The 15,668-nt window shown below is 67.5% G+C and carries 11 protein-coding genes; 5 read left to right on the top strand and 6 right to left on the bottom strand.

Annotated features, from left to right (window positions below; translation table 11 throughout):
* Nucleotides 1-19: 19 nt before the first annotated feature.
* From selB to fdnG, 6 genes are all read right to left on the bottom strand, one after another.
* On the bottom strand, nt 20-1,933 hold the full coding sequence (gene selB / locus C9412_RS10970; RefSeq protein WP_107231648.1) for a selenocysteine-specific translation elongation factor: 1,914 nt from the start codon (nt 1,931-1,933) through the stop codon (nt 20-22).
* Nucleotides 1,930-3,354 (bottom strand): L-seryl-tRNA(Sec) selenium transferase, encoded by a 1,425-nt coding sequence (selA, locus tag C9412_RS10975; protein WP_107231649.1) that lies wholly within the window; start codon nt 3,352-3,354, stop codon nt 1,930-1,932. Before selA ends, selB begins: the two co-directional genes overlap by 4 nt.
* A 4-nt stretch (nt 3,355-3,358) precedes the next feature.
* Nucleotides 3,359-4,342 (bottom strand): formate dehydrogenase accessory protein FdhE, encoded by a 984-nt coding sequence (gene fdhE, locus C9412_RS10980; protein ID WP_107231650.1) that lies wholly within the window; start codon nt 4,340-4,342, stop codon nt 3,359-3,361.
* Nucleotides 4,343-4,576: 234 nt separating this feature from the next.
* A complete protein-coding gene (locus C9412_RS10985; protein ID WP_107231651.1) occupies nt 4,577-5,224 on the bottom strand; it encodes a formate dehydrogenase subunit gamma in 648 nt (215 codons plus the stop codon).
* The gene (fdxH, locus tag C9412_RS10990; RefSeq protein ID WP_107231652.1) at nt 5,221-6,138 is read right to left on the bottom strand and encodes a formate dehydrogenase subunit beta; all 918 of its coding nucleotides are present in this window, start codon (nt 6,136-6,138) and stop codon (nt 5,221-5,223) included. Before fdxH ends, C9412_RS10985 begins: the two co-directional genes overlap by 4 nt.
* Nucleotides 6,139-6,148: 10 nt before the next feature.
* Nucleotides 6,149-9,217 (bottom strand): formate dehydrogenase-N subunit alpha, encoded by a 3,069-nt coding sequence (fdnG, locus tag C9412_RS10995; RefSeq protein ID WP_146160138.1) that lies wholly within the window; start codon nt 9,215-9,217, stop codon nt 6,149-6,151.
* A 293-nt stretch (nt 9,218-9,510) separates the two neighbouring features.
* Here fdnG and gmk point away from each other — a divergent pair, with 293 nt between their 5' ends.
* From gmk to recG, 5 genes are all read left to right on the top strand, one after another.
* Entirely contained in the window at nt 9,511-10,176 is a 666-nt protein-coding gene (gene gmk, locus C9412_RS11005; RefSeq protein WP_107231654.1) for a guanylate kinase, read from the top strand.
* A gap of 110 nt (nt 10,177-10,286) precedes the next feature.
* Entirely contained in the window at nt 10,287-10,586 is a 300-nt protein-coding gene (gene rpoZ, locus C9412_RS11010; RefSeq protein WP_005410877.1) for a DNA-directed RNA polymerase subunit omega, read from the top strand.
* 105 nt (nt 10,587-10,691) lie between these two features.
* On the top strand, nt 10,692-12,854 hold the full coding sequence (locus C9412_RS11015; RefSeq protein ID WP_107231655.1) for a bifunctional (p)ppGpp synthetase/guanosine-3',5'-bis(diphosphate) 3'-pyrophosphohydrolase: 2,163 nt from the start codon (nt 10,692-10,694) through the stop codon (nt 12,852-12,854).
* Between the two features lie 182 nt (nt 12,855-13,036).
* The gene (locus tag C9412_RS11020; RefSeq protein ID WP_005410875.1) at nt 13,037-13,423 is read left to right on the top strand and encodes a RidA family protein; all 387 of its coding nucleotides are present in this window, start codon (nt 13,037-13,039) and stop codon (nt 13,421-13,423) included.
* 7 nt (nt 13,424-13,430) lie between these two features.
* Complete coding sequence (recG, locus tag C9412_RS11025) at nt 13,431-15,542, top strand: ATP-dependent DNA helicase RecG (protein ID WP_099559967.1); 2,112 nt, start codon at nt 13,431-13,433, stop codon at nt 15,540-15,542.
* Nucleotides 15,543-15,668: the final 126 nt, after the last annotated feature.

Genomic DNA, 15,668 nt, shown 5'->3' on the forward strand with positions numbered 1-15,668 from the left:
TACGGCGATGCCGCTGCGCTCAACCGTGCGGGGCGTTCCACTGCAGGTCGCCGCGCGGCCGATGGTGGTCACCGACGCGTCGAGTGTAGCCAACGCGATTGAAGAACTCCAAGATCTGGATGCTGCGCTTGCGACCCAGGCCGATGGCATCGCGGAACGCCGCCGCGTCCACCGTGCCGGTGGCGTGCGACAGCTGCGCGAGGATGGCGGCCAGCTCGGCGATACGCGCCGGTGCATAGAACAGGTCCGGCACGATCTGGAACAAGTCACCGCGTGCCGCCGCTCGGCGCAGGACGGCGCGCAGCTCATCCTCGGCGAGGCCGAGATCAGTGGCCACGGTGCGCACCCAGGGCGGATCGAAGCCACCGGCATGCAGCCGCGGCAGCACCCGTTGCAGCAGTACGCGTTCGCGCTCCGGTGGCGCATGGTCGTGCCCGGGAAGGCGCCACCAGGCGCCCACACGCTGCACGCTGCCGTCGTCAAGCAGGTCCTGCAGCAGCGCGTTCCAGAGGCTCGCCGCCAGAGCGGGCAGGGTGCTGCGCTGCAGGCGGCCGCTGTCGACACCGGGCTCGTCCGGGCGCCGTTCATGCCAATCGCGCAGCGAGCTGACCACCTGATTGCGCAGCGCCTGCCAGTGCGCGGCAAGAATGATGACGGTGTCCTGGCGGGTCGCGATGCGCCGTGCGTCCCCGGGCAGGTCGATCTGCTCGATCGCACGCCGGCAGTAGCGTTGTAGGGCGGCGACGGAAACACCGGCGGGCGCCTGCTGCAGCAGCGGGCCGATGCCGGCGCCGGCCGCCAGCTGCTCCAGCGCCCCCAGCCAGGCCAGTCGCGCTGGGCTGCGCCGGCGCCGTTGTGGCGGATCCGGATCGAGCACGATGCCACCACCCAGCGTGCGGGTGGCGGCTGAATCACGGGCAATGAAGCGATCGCCGCACATCGCGCAGACCGGCGTATCGAACACCAGCTGCACGAGCTGCCCGTTGCCGTGATCGTCGTCTTCCAGCAGCACCACATGGGCCTGCCGGTGCATCGTGCCCCAATGGATGTGCAACGGTGTCCAATCGCGCAACGGCGTCGCCAGCGCAGGCAGCCGCAGGCGCACATCGACGCGGGTAGTGGCCAGCAGCGCGCGCGGATCGGCGATCCAGTCGCCGCGGTCGATCGCATCGCGGGCGATGGAGGCAAGGTTCAATGCGCAGCGTTGCCCCGCCGTGGCCTGTTCACTGGGCTGGTTCTGCGCATGGATGCTGCGTACGCGGACCTCGTTGCCGGCCGGCATCAGCTGCAGGTGTGCACCGACCGCGGTCACACCGCCGTGCACCGCACCGGTCACCAGCGTGCCGTGGCCCGCCAGCGAGAACACGCGGTCCACCGGCATGCGGAACAGTTCGCCTTGCCGTTCAGCCGGGTGCGCGCTGTCGGTGCCAGCGGCCCAGGCGTGCAGTTGGGAACGCAGTGCCGTCACACCCGCATCATCGGCATCCAGGCTGTTGCAGGCGAACATGGGGGCATCCTGCAATGGCGTGCCCGCCAGCAGTGCCGCGATCTGGATCTCCACCTGGGCAATGCGCGCCGCATCCACCCGGTCGATCTTGGTCAGTGCCACCGCGCCGCGATCCACGCCCAGCAGCTGCAGGATCGCCAGGTGCTCGCGGGTCTGCGGCATCACGCCGTCGTCGGCGGCGACCACCAGCAGCGCAACGTCGATGCCGGTGGCGCCGGCTACCATGGTGTGCACGAAGCGCTCATGGCCGGGGACGTCGACGAAGCCCAGTACGGCGGTCGCATCGACCGGCACATAGGCGTAGCCGAGCTCAATGGAAATGCCGCGCGTGCGTTCCTCCGGCAGGCGATCGGTCTCGATGCCGGTCAATGCCCGTACCAGGCGGGTCTTGCCATGGTCGATGTGCCCGGCAGTGCCGACGATCATGCCTGCAGCGTGCTCCACTGGGCGAGGAAGCGCGCTTCGTCGTCGGGCTCCAGGCAGCGCAGGTCCAGCCACAGGGCATCGTCAGCGATGCGGCCCAGCACCGGCTGCGGCAGCTGGCGCAGGCGCTTGGCGAAACGATCCAGTCCTCCGCGCCGGGTACAGGTGATGCGCACTCCCGCGCTGGCCAGCTGCGCCTGCGGTTGCGCGCCGCTGCCGATCTGGCTGTGCATCGGCGCCGCTTCAATGTGGTAGTCGGCCGTCATCGCGGACCGCATCGGCGGCAGCAGGCGCTGCGCCTGCGCATCGATGTCCTGCTGTGTGCGCGCCAGCGTACGCAGGGTCGGCAGGCGCTGCGCCAGGTGCTCAGGTTCGCGGTACAGCGCCAGCACCGCTTCCAGCGCAGCCAGGCTCATCTTGTCCAGGCGCAGTGCGCGCTTGAGCGGGTTGCGGTTGATCCGCGCGATCAGGTCGGCGCGGCCGGCGATGATGCCGGCCTGCGGCCCGCCCAGTAGCTTGTCGCCGCTGAACGAGACCAGATCGGCACCGGCGGCCAGCGCGTCCTGCACCGTCGGTTCGGACGGCAGGCCGAAGGCGGCCAGGTCGCACAGGCTGCCACTGCCCAGATCCACCACCAGCGGCAGGCCGTGCCCGTGGGCAATGGTGGCCATCGCCGCAGTGTCGACCTTGGCAGTGAACCCGGTGATGGCGTAGTTGCTGGCATGGACCTCCATCAGCAGTGCGGTACGCGTGTTGATGGCGCCAGCGAAATCGGCCGGGTGGGTTCGGTTGGTGGTGCCCACTTCGCGCAGCCGTGCACCGGCGCTGCGCATCACATCGGGGATGCGGAAGGCGCCGCCGATCTCCACCAGTTCACCGCGTGACACCACCACTTCGCGACGGTTGGCCAAGCTGTTGAGCAGCAGCAACACCGCCGCGGCATTGTTGTTGACCACGGTGGCGGCTTCGGCGCCGGTGAGGTCGCAGATCAGTGCCTGCACCCGTGCATCGCGGTCACCACGGCGGCCGCGGTCGAGGTCGAACTCAAGATCGACCGGCGCGCTCATTGCGCGGGTGACCGCATGCACCGCAACCTCCGGCAGCAGGGCGCGACCCAGGTTGGTGTGCAGCACGGTGCCGGTCAGGTTGAACATCGGCTGCAGTCCCTGGCGGGCATCGGCCGCCAGTACCGCCTCGAGCGCCGCAACCAGTGCCGGGCCCTCGGTTGCCTGCTGCAGATGCTCGGCCGAAAGCGCACCGGCGCTGATGCGTTCGCGCAGCGTCTGCACCTGCGAGCGCAGCAGCTGGGTGATGCGGCTGCGGCCGTGGCCTTCGATCAGTGCCGACAGCGCCGGCAGGCGCAGCAGCCGATCCAGTGAAGGCAGCGCAGCCGAGGATGCCGGGGCAGGGCGGGTGCGTGGCATCGGTTCAGTCGCCGTCGGCCTGCCACAGCAGCGGGTTCTGGCTGGCACGCGCATAGCCTTCCTCGCCCAGCAGGATATCCAGCGCCAGCGTCGCCAGATCGTCGGCCACCGGGTCCAGCTGCGGGTCCTTCTCCAGATACAGGATCTTGCGATAGCTGTGGCAGTGGTCGCAGGTTTCGGCGCGAACCGCGCTCTCACGCACAGCCTCGCCGCTGTCACCGTCCACATCGGCCAGCGCGCGATAGGCGATGTCCCTGCCGGCGGCACCACACTGGCTGCACTGCACTCGCACGTAGTGCCACTGGCAGGCGCACAGCGAGCATGACAGGTAGCGGTAGGACGCGTAGGGCGGGCGTGCCTGCACCACGCTGGCCACCGGCAGGGTGCCGCACAGCGGGCACAGGCCGGGCGCGTCGGCCAGTGGTTTCAGGTCGGTGGCGCGGAAGCTGGCGGCCAGCACGGCCCAGTACACCTGCAGTGCATTCATCACCAGCAACGCTGCCACCGCATCCACCGACGGTGCGTCATCCCGCTCCAGCACCGCATGGGCCTGCGCATCGAGCCAGCGGTCATCGGCAGCGGCGACACGCTGCAGCTCCTGCCGTGTTTCTGCCGGCAGCCCGGCTTCATCGGCGCAGTGCTGGCACAGCGTGCGCAGCCAGTCGCGCCAGCCATCATCGAGCTGAAGCGTGTTGGCCGGCCGCAACGGCATGCCGGCACCGGCGGCGGCGCTTGACTGTTGCGCGCGTGACTGTGCCTGCAATGCCGCGCGCCGCTGTGGCGTCACTTCATCCAGCAGCGCCTGCTGGGCATCGGCCAGCGCCGCAAGCAGCTGCAGGTAACCGCCGATGGCACTGTGCGCGGCGAGGCTGCGCAGGCGCGCCGCGCGATCGGTGAACAGCGATGCCGGATCGGGCAGGATGATGCGGGGGACGTCGCGCGAGGCGAGCGTCTCGATCTCACCGGGTTCAAGGATGCGTTGCGCCATGCAGGGCCAGCCGGAAGAACCAGGCTCCATCCTCGCCGTTGTCGGCGCTGGCGTCCAGCGTGCCAATGCCAAAACAGTCGAGCATGGCTCGACTCTACAGAGGTGGATCCCGACCGTTGGTCGGGATTCGATCAGTGCCGACCAACGGTCGGCACCCACCATCAGACCCCGCCATCCCACCGATAGCTGCCGTTGCGTTGGCTTGAAGCGGGTGCAGGGCCGCAGGCCCTGCTGCTAACCCTGTTCCCGCCGCCCGCGCAGGATGTCGCGGAACCACTGCCGGTGGTGCTTGTACGCCCAGCCGTAGGTCACCTTGCCCTGGGTCATCGCCCGCACCGAGCCCTTGATCCAGATCGCCGCATAGATGTGCACCACGATCGCGCAGATCAGCACCCAGCCGAACAGCGCATGGGCAAGCACCGAGAAGCGGATCACCCCGATCGGGAAGAAGTGGCTGAAGTACTGCCGCCAGATCACAAAGCCGGTCAGCAGCAGCGCCGACAGGCAGCCGATGATGGCCCAGAACAGCAGCTTCTGGCCGGCATTGAAGCGGCCCACCGGTGGCAGCTTCTCGTCCTCGTTGCGCAGCACGTCGCGCATGCCGCGCATCCACGCGCGGTCGTCGGCGCTGAGGAAGTTGTCACGCCACATGCGCAAGGCCAGCAAGGCAAAGCCCACCACCATCGCCAGGCCGACGAACGGGTGCAGGATGCGCGTCCACGGTCCGCCGCCGAACAGCTGGGTCAGCGGGAACAGGGCAGGGTGGAACAATGCCAGTCCGGACAGGGCCGTCAGCACGAAGCAGATCGCCACGATCCAGTGGTTGATGCGGGTCGGCGCGCGGTAGCGGATGATCTGACGCGGGTGCGGTGCGTACTTCATGGCCGCTGCTCCTCTTCGATCTTCTTCGCCTCGTGCTCGGCTTCCTCTTCTTCCTCGTCATTGACCGTGTTGCGGCCGATGCCGATGTAATGCAGGAAGCCGGCGAAGGCAGTGGCGGCGATCGCCAGCACGCCCAGCGGCTTGGCCACGCCCTTCCAGATCTCCACCATCGGGCTGATCCGCGGGTCCTTGGGCAGGTCGGCGTACAGTTCCGGCTTGTCCACGTGCTGCAGCACGTACATCACGTGGGTGCCGCCGACGCCCTGCGGGTCGTACAGGCCAGCATTCTCGTAACCGCGCGATTTCAGGTCTTCGACGCGGCCGGCGGCATGCTCGGTCATCGCCTGCTTGCTGCCGAAGGTGATCGCGCCGGTCGGGCAGGTCTTCACGCAGGCCGGTTCCTGGCCCACCGCCACCCGGTCCGAACACAGCGTGCACTTGTAGGCCTTGTGGTCCTTCTTGGAAATGCGCGGCACATCGAACGGGCAGCCGGTCACGCAGTAGCCGCAGCCGATGCAGTGCTCTTCCTGGAAATCGACGATGCCGTTGGCGTACTGGATGATCGCGCCGGGCGACGGGCAGGCCTTCAGGCAGCCCGGATCGCTGCAGTGCATGCAACCCTCCTTGCGGATCAGCCACTCCAGCTTGCCCTTCTCGTCCTCGTACTCGCGGAACTTCATCACCGTCCACGACTGGTCGCTCAGGTCCGGTGGGTTGTCATAGCTGCCGACGCAGCTGCCGACCTCGTCACGCAGGTCGTTCCACTCCATGCAGGCGACCTGGCAGGCCTTGCAGCCGATGCACTTGCTCACGTCGATCAGCTTGGCGACCTGGCCGGTGTGGGCGCTGCGCGCCTGTGGCGAGGGCGTGGTGGTGGCCGAGCGGCGGATGATGTCCAGCGATTGCAGTGACATGGCGTGTCTCCTACACCTTCTCGACCTTGACCAGAATGCACTTCGATTCGGGCGTCTGCGAGTTGCCGTCACCGATGGCGTTGGTCAGCGTATTGGCGATGTAGCCGGGCTTGGCTGCACCGAGGAAACCCCAGTGGATCGGTATGCCCACCTGGTGCACGGTCTTGCCATCGATCTGCAGGGCCTTGATGCGTTTGGTCACCATCGCCACGGCTTCGATGTGGCCGCGCTTGGAGCTCACGCGCACGCGGCTGCCGTTGTTGATGCCCAGCTCGTCGGCCAGAGCGGCGCCGATCTCGACGAACTGCTCGGGCTGGATGATGGCGTTGAGCTTGCCGTGCTTGGTCCAGAAGTGGAAATGCTCGGTCAGGCGGTAGGTGGTGGCCACATGCGGGAACTCGTCCGGCGAACCGATCTGCGCACGGTCGCTGGCGAACACGCGTGCAGCCGGGTTGTTCAGCGTCTGTGCCTGACCGGGGCTGAGCGGGTTGCTGCGCAGCGGGGTGTCGAACGGCTCGTAGTGCTCCGGGAACGGGCCTTCGGCCATGCCGGCCTTGGCGAAGAAGCGGGCGATGCCTTCCGGGTTCATGATGAACGGGCCCATGCCACCGGCCGGGTCCTCGTCGGCCTTGAAGTCCGGCACGTCCACGCTGCCCCAGTTCTTGCCGTTCCAGGCCAGCAGGGTGCGCCGCGGATCGAACGGCTGCCCGGCCACGTCGCACGAAGCGCGGTTGTACATGACGCGGCGGTTGGCCGGCCATGCCCAGGCCCAGCCCAGCGTGTTGCCGATGCCGGTCGGGTCACTGTTGTCACGCCGCGCCATCATGTTGCCGGTCGGCCCCCACGCGCCGATGTAGATCCAGCAGCCGGAGGACGTGCTGCCGTCATCGCGCAGGTCGCCGAACGCGGCCAGCTGTTCACCGGCCTTGCGCACCAGCCTGGTCGGGTCCTTCGGGTCGAACACATCCACCAGCGCCTTGCCGTTGTATTCCATCGCCAGCTCTTCCGGCGTCGGCGCCTCGGGGTTGGAATACTTCCAGGCCAGGTCGCGCACCGGTTCCCACCACGCGCCGCCGTCCTTCTGGTACAGCGCTTTGATGCGATGGAACAGCTCGGACATGATCTCGATGTCGCTGCGCGCTTCGCCCGGCGGGTTGGCGCCCTTCCAGTGCCACTGCAGCCAGCGCGAGGAGTTCACCACCGCACCGTTCTCCTCGGCGAAGGAGGTGGTCGGCAGGCGGAACACCTCGGTCTGGATCGCGCTGGGATCGACGTCGTTCAACGCACCGTGGTTCTGCCAGAACGCGATGGTCTCGGTTTCCAGCGGGTCCATGCTGACCATGAACTTCAGCTTGGAGAACGCGCTGATCAGCTTGCCCTTGTTCGGTGCCGAGGCCAGCGGATTGAAGCCCTGGCAGATGTAGCCGTGGATCTTGCCCTCGTTCATCAGCTCGTACGCCTGCAGCATGTCGTACGGCTTGTCGAGCTTGGGTAGGTAATCGAAACACCAGTTGTTGTCGGCGGTGGCGGCATCACCCCACCACGATTTCATCAGGCTGACGTGGAACTTCGGGTAGTTCTGCCAGAACGACATCTGGTTGGCGCGCAGCGGTTTCTGCGTGCGCTTGGCGATGTAGGCGTCGTAATCCTGCTCGTCCTGTTTCGGCAGGGTCAGGTAGCCGGGCAGCAGGTCGGACATCAGGCCGATGTCGGTCAGGCCCTGGATGTTGGAATGCCCGCGCAGTGCGTTCATGCCGCCACCGGCCACGCCGATGTTGCCCAGCAGCAGCTGCACCATGGTGCCGGCACGCACGTTCTGTGCGCCGATCGAGTGCTGCGTCCAGCCCAGCGCGTACAGGATGGTCATCGCCTTGTCCTTGCCGGCGGTGGACGCGATCATGTCCCAGATCTGGCGGATGCTGTCGGCCGGCGTGCCGCAGATGCGCTCGACCATCTCCACGGTGTAGCGCGCGTAGTGCTGCTTGAGCAGGGTGTAGACGCAGCGCGGGTCCTTCAGCGTCGGGTCGCTGCGCACGAAACCGTCATCGCCGTACACATAGTCCCAGCTGGAGCGGTCGTAGCTGCGCTTCTGCGCGTCGTAACCCGAATACAGGCCGTCCTTGAAGGCGAACTCGTCCTTCACCAGGAACGACATGTCGGTGTAGTTCAGCACGTACTCGTGCTGGATGCGGTCTTCGGTCAACAGATAGTTGATGAGCCCACCCAGGAACACGATGTCGGTACCGGTGCGGATCGGCGCGTACACGTCGGCCACCGCGGCCGAGCGGTTGAAGCGCGGATCGACCACGATCAGGCGGGCCTTGTTGTGTGCCTTGGCTTCGGTCACCCATTTGAACCCGCACGGGTGCGCCTCGGCGGCATTGCCACCCATGATCAGGATCAGGTCGGCATTCTTGATGTCGACCCAGTGATTCGTCATCGCACCACGGCCTAGCGTCGGGGCAAGACCTGCCACCGTCGGGCCGTGTCAGACACGTGCCTGGTTGTCGAATGCCAGCATGCCCAGGGAGCGCACGACCTTGTGGGTCAGCACCGCGGTTTCATTGCTGGTGGCCGAGGCCGCCAGCATGCCGGTGGTCAGCCAGCGGTTGACCGTCTGCCCGGCCTCGTTCTTCTGCACGAAGTTGGCATCGCGGTCTTCCTTCATCAGCCGCGCGATGCGGTCCAGCGCATCGTCCCAGCTCAGCCGCTTCCACTCGTTCGAGCCCGGTGCGCGGTACTCGGGGTAGAGCAGGCGCGATTTGCTGTGGATGATGTCGGCCAGGCCGGCACCCTTCGGGCACAGCGTGCCGCGGTTCACCGGATGGTCCGGGTCGCCCTCGATATGGAAGATGCTCGGTTCGGCGTTCTTGGCGCCATCGCCGAGGCTGTACATCAGGATGCCGCAGGCCACCGAGCAGTACGTGCAGGTGTTGCGGGTCTCGGTCGCTCGGGTCAGCTTGTATTGCCGAACCTCCGCGAGCGCGATGCCGGGCGCGAAGCCCATCAAAGCCAGGCTGGAGCCCACCAGGGTTGTCCCGGTGACCTTCAGGAACTGGCGGCGACTCATCGAGGGCATGCCGTTCTCCTTGGATGGCGGGGCGGCACGCAGACCACCCGGCTGTCGGTAGGTACGCGCCGGTTATAGCACAGGCCCCCGGATGCCCATGTGGCACTAGGGCCGGCACCGGCCGGACGGGCGCGGGAAGGGGCCGCTCTGGTAAAGTTGCGTGCCCGCACCCCGGGGAAGCGTCTGCCGGGCCTGGTTCCAGGATGTTCCGCGCAGCCCCCGCCATCCTGGCGCGATCCTCCGCGCCGGATCTGGAACACCGAGGAAAAAAGTTTGCGAAATCAACCCGTTGGATCCCCCGCATGAGCGCCCCGTCGAATCCGTCGGCCGCCATCGCGCGCGGCACGCTGTACATCGTTGCCGCCCCGTCCGGCGCCGGCAAGAGCAGCATCGTCAACGCCACCCTGGCGCGTGATTCGCAGATCGCCCTGTCGATCTCCTTCACCTCGCGCGCGATGCGTCCGGGTGAAGTGAACGGCCAGCACTACCATTTCGTCTCGGCGGAGAAGTTCGAGGAAATGATCGCCGCCGGCGACTTCTTCGAGCATGCCTGGGTGCATGGCGACTGGAAGGGCACCGCCCGGCAGTCGGTGGAGCCGCAGCTGGCCGCCGGCCAGGACGTGCTGCTGGAGATCGACTGGCAGGGGGCCCAGCAGGTGCGTCAGCTGGTGCCGGGTACGGTCACCGTGTTCATCCTGCCGCCCTCCAAGCAGGCGCTGCAGGACCGCATGCGCAAGCGCGGCCAGGACAGCGAGGCGGTCATCGCCCAGCGCCTGGGCGCGGCCCGCGATGAAATGCTGCACTTCAACGAGTTCGACTACGTCATCGTCAACGAGGTGTTCGACACCGCCGTGGACGAGCTGTGCGCCATCTTCACCGCCAGCCGCCTGCGCCGGGAGGCCCAGAAGGTCCGCCACGCCGGCCTGATCCAGGCGCTGCTGACCCCCGATCCGGGCGCAACTGACTGATTCCAAAAGAATCGGGTGGGGGTTGGCTTGATTTTGTCCAGCCCCTGCCAGTACACTCCGTCCCCTTTCCCTCATTCGACTGAGCGGCCGATCGGTCGCCGGGAGCCCGTATGGCCCGCATCACCGTAGAAGATTGCCTGGAAGTCGTTAACAACCGTTTCGAACTGGTCATGATGGCTTCCAAGCGTGCCCGCCAGCTCGCCAACGGCGTGCAGGCCACGCTGGACAACAGCGAGACCGAGGACAAGCCGACCGTGCTGGCGCTGCGCGAAATCGCCGCCCGCAAGATCGACAACGCGCTGATCGACGAAGTCGAGAAGGCCGAGCGTGAGCGCGCCGAGCGCGAAGCGCTGGAGTGGGCCGCCGCCGAAGTGGTCGCCGACGAAGACATGTCCAAGAACGACGATTGATCGCATCGATCAACGTCATTGCTGGATCGCCGAACAGCCCGCCCCGTGCGGGCTGTTTCGCATTCAGGATTTGCCGTAAACGTCGCGCTGGAATAGGCTTCGGGCATGAACCCAGGCCCCACTGCCAAGGTCGCCGCAGTCCCCGCTGCCGCCGTACCCGACTACGTCCTCCAGCTTGAACGCGCCGCCCACTACCTGCCGCCGGAGCAGCTGCCGCTGCTGCGCCGCGCCTGGGAAGTCGGAGCCGCCGCGCATGCCGGGCAGACGCGCAAGTCGGGCGAGCCCTATATCACCCATCCGGTGGCGGTGGCGCAGGTGCTGGCCGAGCTGGGCCTGGATGTGGAAGCGCTGATCGCCGCGATCCTGCACGACACCATCGAAGACACCCCGCTGACCCGCGAGGCGCTGGCCGCCGAGTTCGGCGAAGCCGTGGCCGAACTGGTCGACGGCGTCACCAAGCTGGACAAGCTGAAGTTCCGCGACCGCCAGGAAGCGGCCGCCGAGAGCTTCCGCAAGATGCTGCTGGCGATGTCGCGCGACCTGCGCGTGATCATGATCAAGCTGGCCGACCGCCTGCACAACATGCGCACGCTGGGCGCGCAGAGCCGCGAGGCACGCGGCCGCATCGCCCGCGAGACGCTGGAGATCTACGCACCCATCGCCCAGCGCCTGGGCATGAGCCTGGTCAAGAGCGAGCTGCAGAACCTGGGCTTCAAGGCGCTGTACCCGTGGCGCCACGCGATCATCGAAAAGCACATCCGCAGCCAGCCGGTGGTGCGCCGCGAGGCGATGGCGCAGGTGGAAGTGCAGCTGTCGCAGCGCCTGGCCAAGGAGGGCATCGAGCACCGCCTGGTCAGCCGCATCAAGACCCCGTGGAGCATCTACAACAAGATGCGCGACGAGAACAAATCCTTCGACCAGGTGATGGACGTGTTCGGTTTCCGCCTGGTCGTGCGCAGCGTGCCCAGCTGCTACCACGCGCTGGGTTCGGTGCATGCCACCTTCAAGCCGCTGGATGGGCGCTTCCGCGACTTCATCGCCATCCCCAAGGCCAACGGTTACCAGTCGCTGCACACCGTGCTGTTCGGGCCGTATGGCTCGCCGATCGAAGTGCAGATCCGCACCGAGGAAATGGACCTGATCGCCGAGCGTGGCGTGGCCGCGCACTGGACCTACAAGTTCGGTGGCGATTCGCCCAACAGCGCGCAGAGCCGCGCGCATGCCTGGATCGTCGAACTGATCGACTCGCAGCGCGCCGCCGGTTCTTCGCTGGAGTTCCTCGACAACGTCAAGGTCGACCTGTTCCCGGACGAGGTCTACCTGTTCACGCCCAAGGGCAAGATCCTGGCGCTGCCGCGCAACTCCACCGCGCTCGATTTCGCCTATGCCGTGCATACCGACGTCGGCAACATGGCGGTGGCCTCGCGCGTGGACAAGAAACTGGTGCCGCTGCGCACCAAGCTGGTCTCGGGCCAGTCGGTGGAGATCATCACCGCGCGCTCGGCCACGCCGAAACCGCAGTGGCTGGAATTCGTGGTCACCAGCAAGGCGCGCACCGCCATCCGCCACCAGCTCAAGCAGCTGGAGCACGAGGACGCCGTGCAGCTGGGCCACCGCATGCTCGACCGTGCGCTGGAAGCGATGGATTCGTCGCTGGAGCGGCTGCCCAAGGGGCGCCTGGATGCGTTCCTCACCGAACACCGCTTCCCGCGCCTGGAGGCACTGCTGGCCGAGGTCGCGCTGGGCAACTGGATGCCGACCCAGGCCGCGCAGGCGCTGATGGCCTACGCCGAACTGCGCGGTGGCCCGCATTCGCGCCACCACTCGCAGGAAAAGATCCTGATCAATGGCAGCGAGCGTGGCGTGGTCACCTTCGCCGGCTGCTGCCAGCCGATTCCCGGCGACGAGATCATGGGCTACCACACTGCCGGCAAAGGCATTGTGGTGCACCGCATGGACTGCCCGAACCTGGCCGAGCTGCGCAAGTCGCCCGAGCGCTGGGTGCCGATCGGCTGGGACACCACCGTCTCCGGCGACTACGACACCTCGCTGGTGGTGGAAGTGGAGAACGGCACCGGCGTGCTGGCGCAGCTGGCCGCCGCCATCGCGCAGAGCCATTCCAACATCGAGCGCGTGGACTACCTGGACCGCGACTTCAACGCCGCCGTGCTGGCGTTCAACATCCAGGTGCGCGACCGCAACCACCTGGCCGAAGTGATGCGGCGCCTGCGCCGCCTGTCGGTCGTGCAGTCGGTACGCCGCCAGTAGATCCTGCGCACACCCGGTAGTGCCGGCCGCTGGCCGGCAACGGTGCGGTGCTTCCGACATTTGTGAGGTTGCCGGCCAGCGGCCGGCACTACCGAAGCGGCGCGGTAGATCCACGCCATGCGTGGATGCATCCCCACCCGGTACAATCACCGCTCTGTTTCCCCCAACGCACCGGAGCGACCATGTCCCGCCAGATCATCAACACCGAAAAGGCTCCCGCCGCCATCGGCCCGTACTCGCAGGCCGTGCGCGCCGGCAACACCGTGTACTTCTCCGGCCAGATCCCGCTCGACCCCGCCACCGGCGACATCGTCGGCGCCGGTGACGTGGAAGCACAGGCCCGCCGCGCCTTCGACAACCTCAAGGCCGTGGCCGAAGCCGCCGGCGGCTCGCTCGACAAGGTCGTGCGCCTGGGCCTGTACCTGACCGATCTGGGCGAGTTCGCCAAGGTCAATGCGGTCATGCAGGACTACTTCCAGGCTCCGTACCCGGCCCGTTCCACCATCGAAGTCTCGGGCCTGCCGAAGGGCGCCAACTTCGAGGTCGACGCGGTGATGGTCATCGACTGACCGCCACGTGGCACGCAAGGCGGCGGTCACCCCGGTCCTGTCACCGTCCGGCGAAGCATCCCTGGCGATGCTCGCTGGCGTGGGCCCGGCCGTGGCCGCCAAACTGCAGGCGCGTGGCCTGGCCACCCTGCAGGATCTCTGGCTTCATCTGCCGCTGCGCTATGAAGACCGCACCCGGCTGACCCGCATCGAAGACCTGCGCAACGGCGTGCCGGCGCAGGTGGAAGGGCGGGTGGTCGCGGTCGAGCGCGGCATGCGCTACCGGCCGATGCTGAAAGTGGCGGTGGAAGATGAAGGGCAGGGCACCCTGGTGCTGCGCTTCTTCCACTTCCGCCAGCAGCAGGTTGGCCAGTTCGCAGTCGGCAACCGGCTGCGCTGCTTCGGCACGCCCAAGCCCGGCCACCTCGGCCTGGAAATCGTCCACCCCAGCTACCAGGTGCTGGGCCGCAACGACGATCCCGAACTCGGCGATCGCCTCGACCCGGTGTATCCCACCGTCGAAGGCGTGGGCCCGATGACGATGCGCAAACTGATCGGCCAGGCGCTGGACCGCCTGCCCGAGGAAAGCACACTGGAACTGTTGCCCAGCGGCTGGCTTGATGGCCTCGGCCTGCCGTCGCTGCGCAGCGCGCTGCTGACCGTGCACCGGCCGCCGCCGGATGCCGATCTGGCCGCGCTGGCCGCCGGCACGCATCCGGCCCAGCGCCGCCTGGCGATGGAGGAACTGCTGGCCCATCACCTCAGCCTGCGTCGCCAGCGCATTGCATTGCAGGCGCACCATGCGCCGCCGCTGGCCGGTCCGGGCAAGCTGGCCAAGGCGCTGCTGAAACAGCTGCCGTTCGCGCTGACCGGTGCGCAGGCGCGTGTGTTCAAGCAGATCCGCGAAGACCTCGCCCGTCCCAGCCCGATGCTGCGGCTGGTGCAGGGCGACGTTGGTTCCGGCAAGACCGTGGTCGCCGCGCTGGCGGCGATGCTGGCGGTGGAGCAGGGCAAGCAGGTCGCGTTGGCCGCGCCCACCGAGCTGCTGGCCGAACAGCACCTCAACAACCTGCGCGGCTGGCTGGAACCACTCGGCGTGCGCATCGCGTGGCTGGCCGGCAAGGTCACCGGCAAGGCGCGCGCCAAGGTGATGGAACAGGTCGCCAGCGGTGAAGCGCAGGTGGTGGTCGGTACCCATGCGCTGATGCAGGAGGCGGTGGTGTTCCAGGACCTGGCCCTGGCCATCGTCGATGAGCAGCACCGCTTTGGCGTGCATCAGCGGCTGGCCCTGCGCGACAAGGGCGCAGGTGGCAACAGCGTGCCGCACCAGCTGGTGATGACCGCCACGCCGATTCCGCGCACGCTGGCGATGTCCGAATACGCAGACCTGGATGTGTCGGCCATCGACGAACTGCCGCCGGGTCGCACGCCGGTGCAGACGGTGGCACTGAACAACGACCGCCGCCCGGAGCTGATCGAGCGCATCGCCCTGGCCTGCCAGGAAGGGCGGCAGGTGTACTGGGTGTGCACCCTCATCGAGGAAAGCGAAGAGCTGGATGCCACCCCGGCGCAGGCCACCTACGAATCGCTGCAGGCGCTGCTGCCGGGCGTGCGTGTGGGCCTGGTGCATGGCCGCCTGAAGGCTGCGGAAAAGCTGGCGACGATGGTCGCGTTCAAGGCCGGCGACATCGATCTGCTGGTGGCCACCACCGTGATCGAAGTGGGCGTGGACGTGCCCAATGCCTCGCTGATGGTGATCGAGAACGCCGAGCGCCTGGGGCTGGCCCAGCTGCACCAGCTGCGAGGTCGGGTTGGCCGTGGTTCGGCGGTGTCGCGCTGCGTGCTGCTGTACCAGGCGCCGCTCTCGCAGATGGCGCGCGAGCGCCTGCAGACCATGCGCGAAACCAACGATGGCTTCGTCATCGCCGAAAAGGATCTGGAGCTGCGCGGCCCCGGTGAACTGCTCGGTACGCGGCAGACCGGCTTGGCCGGCTTCCGCATCGCCGATCTGGCCCGCGACGCCGGCCTGCTGCCCGGCGTGCACGACCTGGCCGAGCGCCTGCTGGACCAGCAACCGGCGCTGGCCGACCGCGTGGTGCAGCGCTGGATCGGCACCGCCGTGCGTTACGCCTCGGCGTAAGGCACGGGGTCAGATCCCTTTGCGCAGCAAAGGGATCTGACCCCAGTCCCGGCATGCTCATCCGCGCATGGCGTGGATCTATTTCGCGCTGCGTGCGGGAGTCGAGCATGGCTCGACGCTACAGAA

The sequence above is a fragment of the Stenotrophomonas sp. Nf1 genome, from assembly GCF_003028475.1.
Taxonomy (GTDB): domain Bacteria; phylum Pseudomonadota; class Gammaproteobacteria; order Xanthomonadales; family Xanthomonadaceae; genus Stenotrophomonas.

Coding starts and splice junctions, on each gene's coding strand:
- C9412_RS11020 (WP_005410875.1), top strand. CDS start 13,037: ATGTCCCGCCAGATCATCAACACCGAAAAGGCTCCCGCCGCCATCGGC.
- rpoZ (WP_005410877.1), top strand. CDS start 10,287: ATGGCCCGCATCACCGTAGAAGATTGCCTGGAAGTCGTTAACAACCGT.
- gmk (WP_107231654.1), top strand. CDS start 9,511: ATGAGCGCCCCGTCGAATCCGTCGGCCGCCATCGCGCGCGGCACGCTG.
- C9412_RS10985 (WP_107231651.1), bottom strand. CDS start 5,224: ATGAAGTACGCACCGCACCCGCGTCAGATCATCCGCTACCGCGCGCCG.
- selB (WP_107231648.1), bottom strand. CDS start 1,933: ATGATCGTCGGCACTGCCGGGCACATCGACCATGGCAAGACCCGCCTG.
- fdxH (WP_107231652.1), bottom strand. CDS start 6,138: ATGTCACTGCAATCGCTGGACATCATCCGCCGCTCGGCCACCACCACG.
- selA (WP_107231649.1), bottom strand. CDS start 3,354: ATGCCACGCACCCGCCCTGCCCCGGCATCCTCGGCTGCGCTGCCTTCA.
- C9412_RS11015 (WP_107231655.1), top strand. CDS start 10,692: ATGAACCCAGGCCCCACTGCCAAGGTCGCCGCAGTCCCCGCTGCCGCC.
- fdhE (WP_107231650.1), bottom strand. CDS start 4,342: ATGGCGCAACGCATCCTTGAACCCGGTGAGATCGAGACGCTCGCCTCG.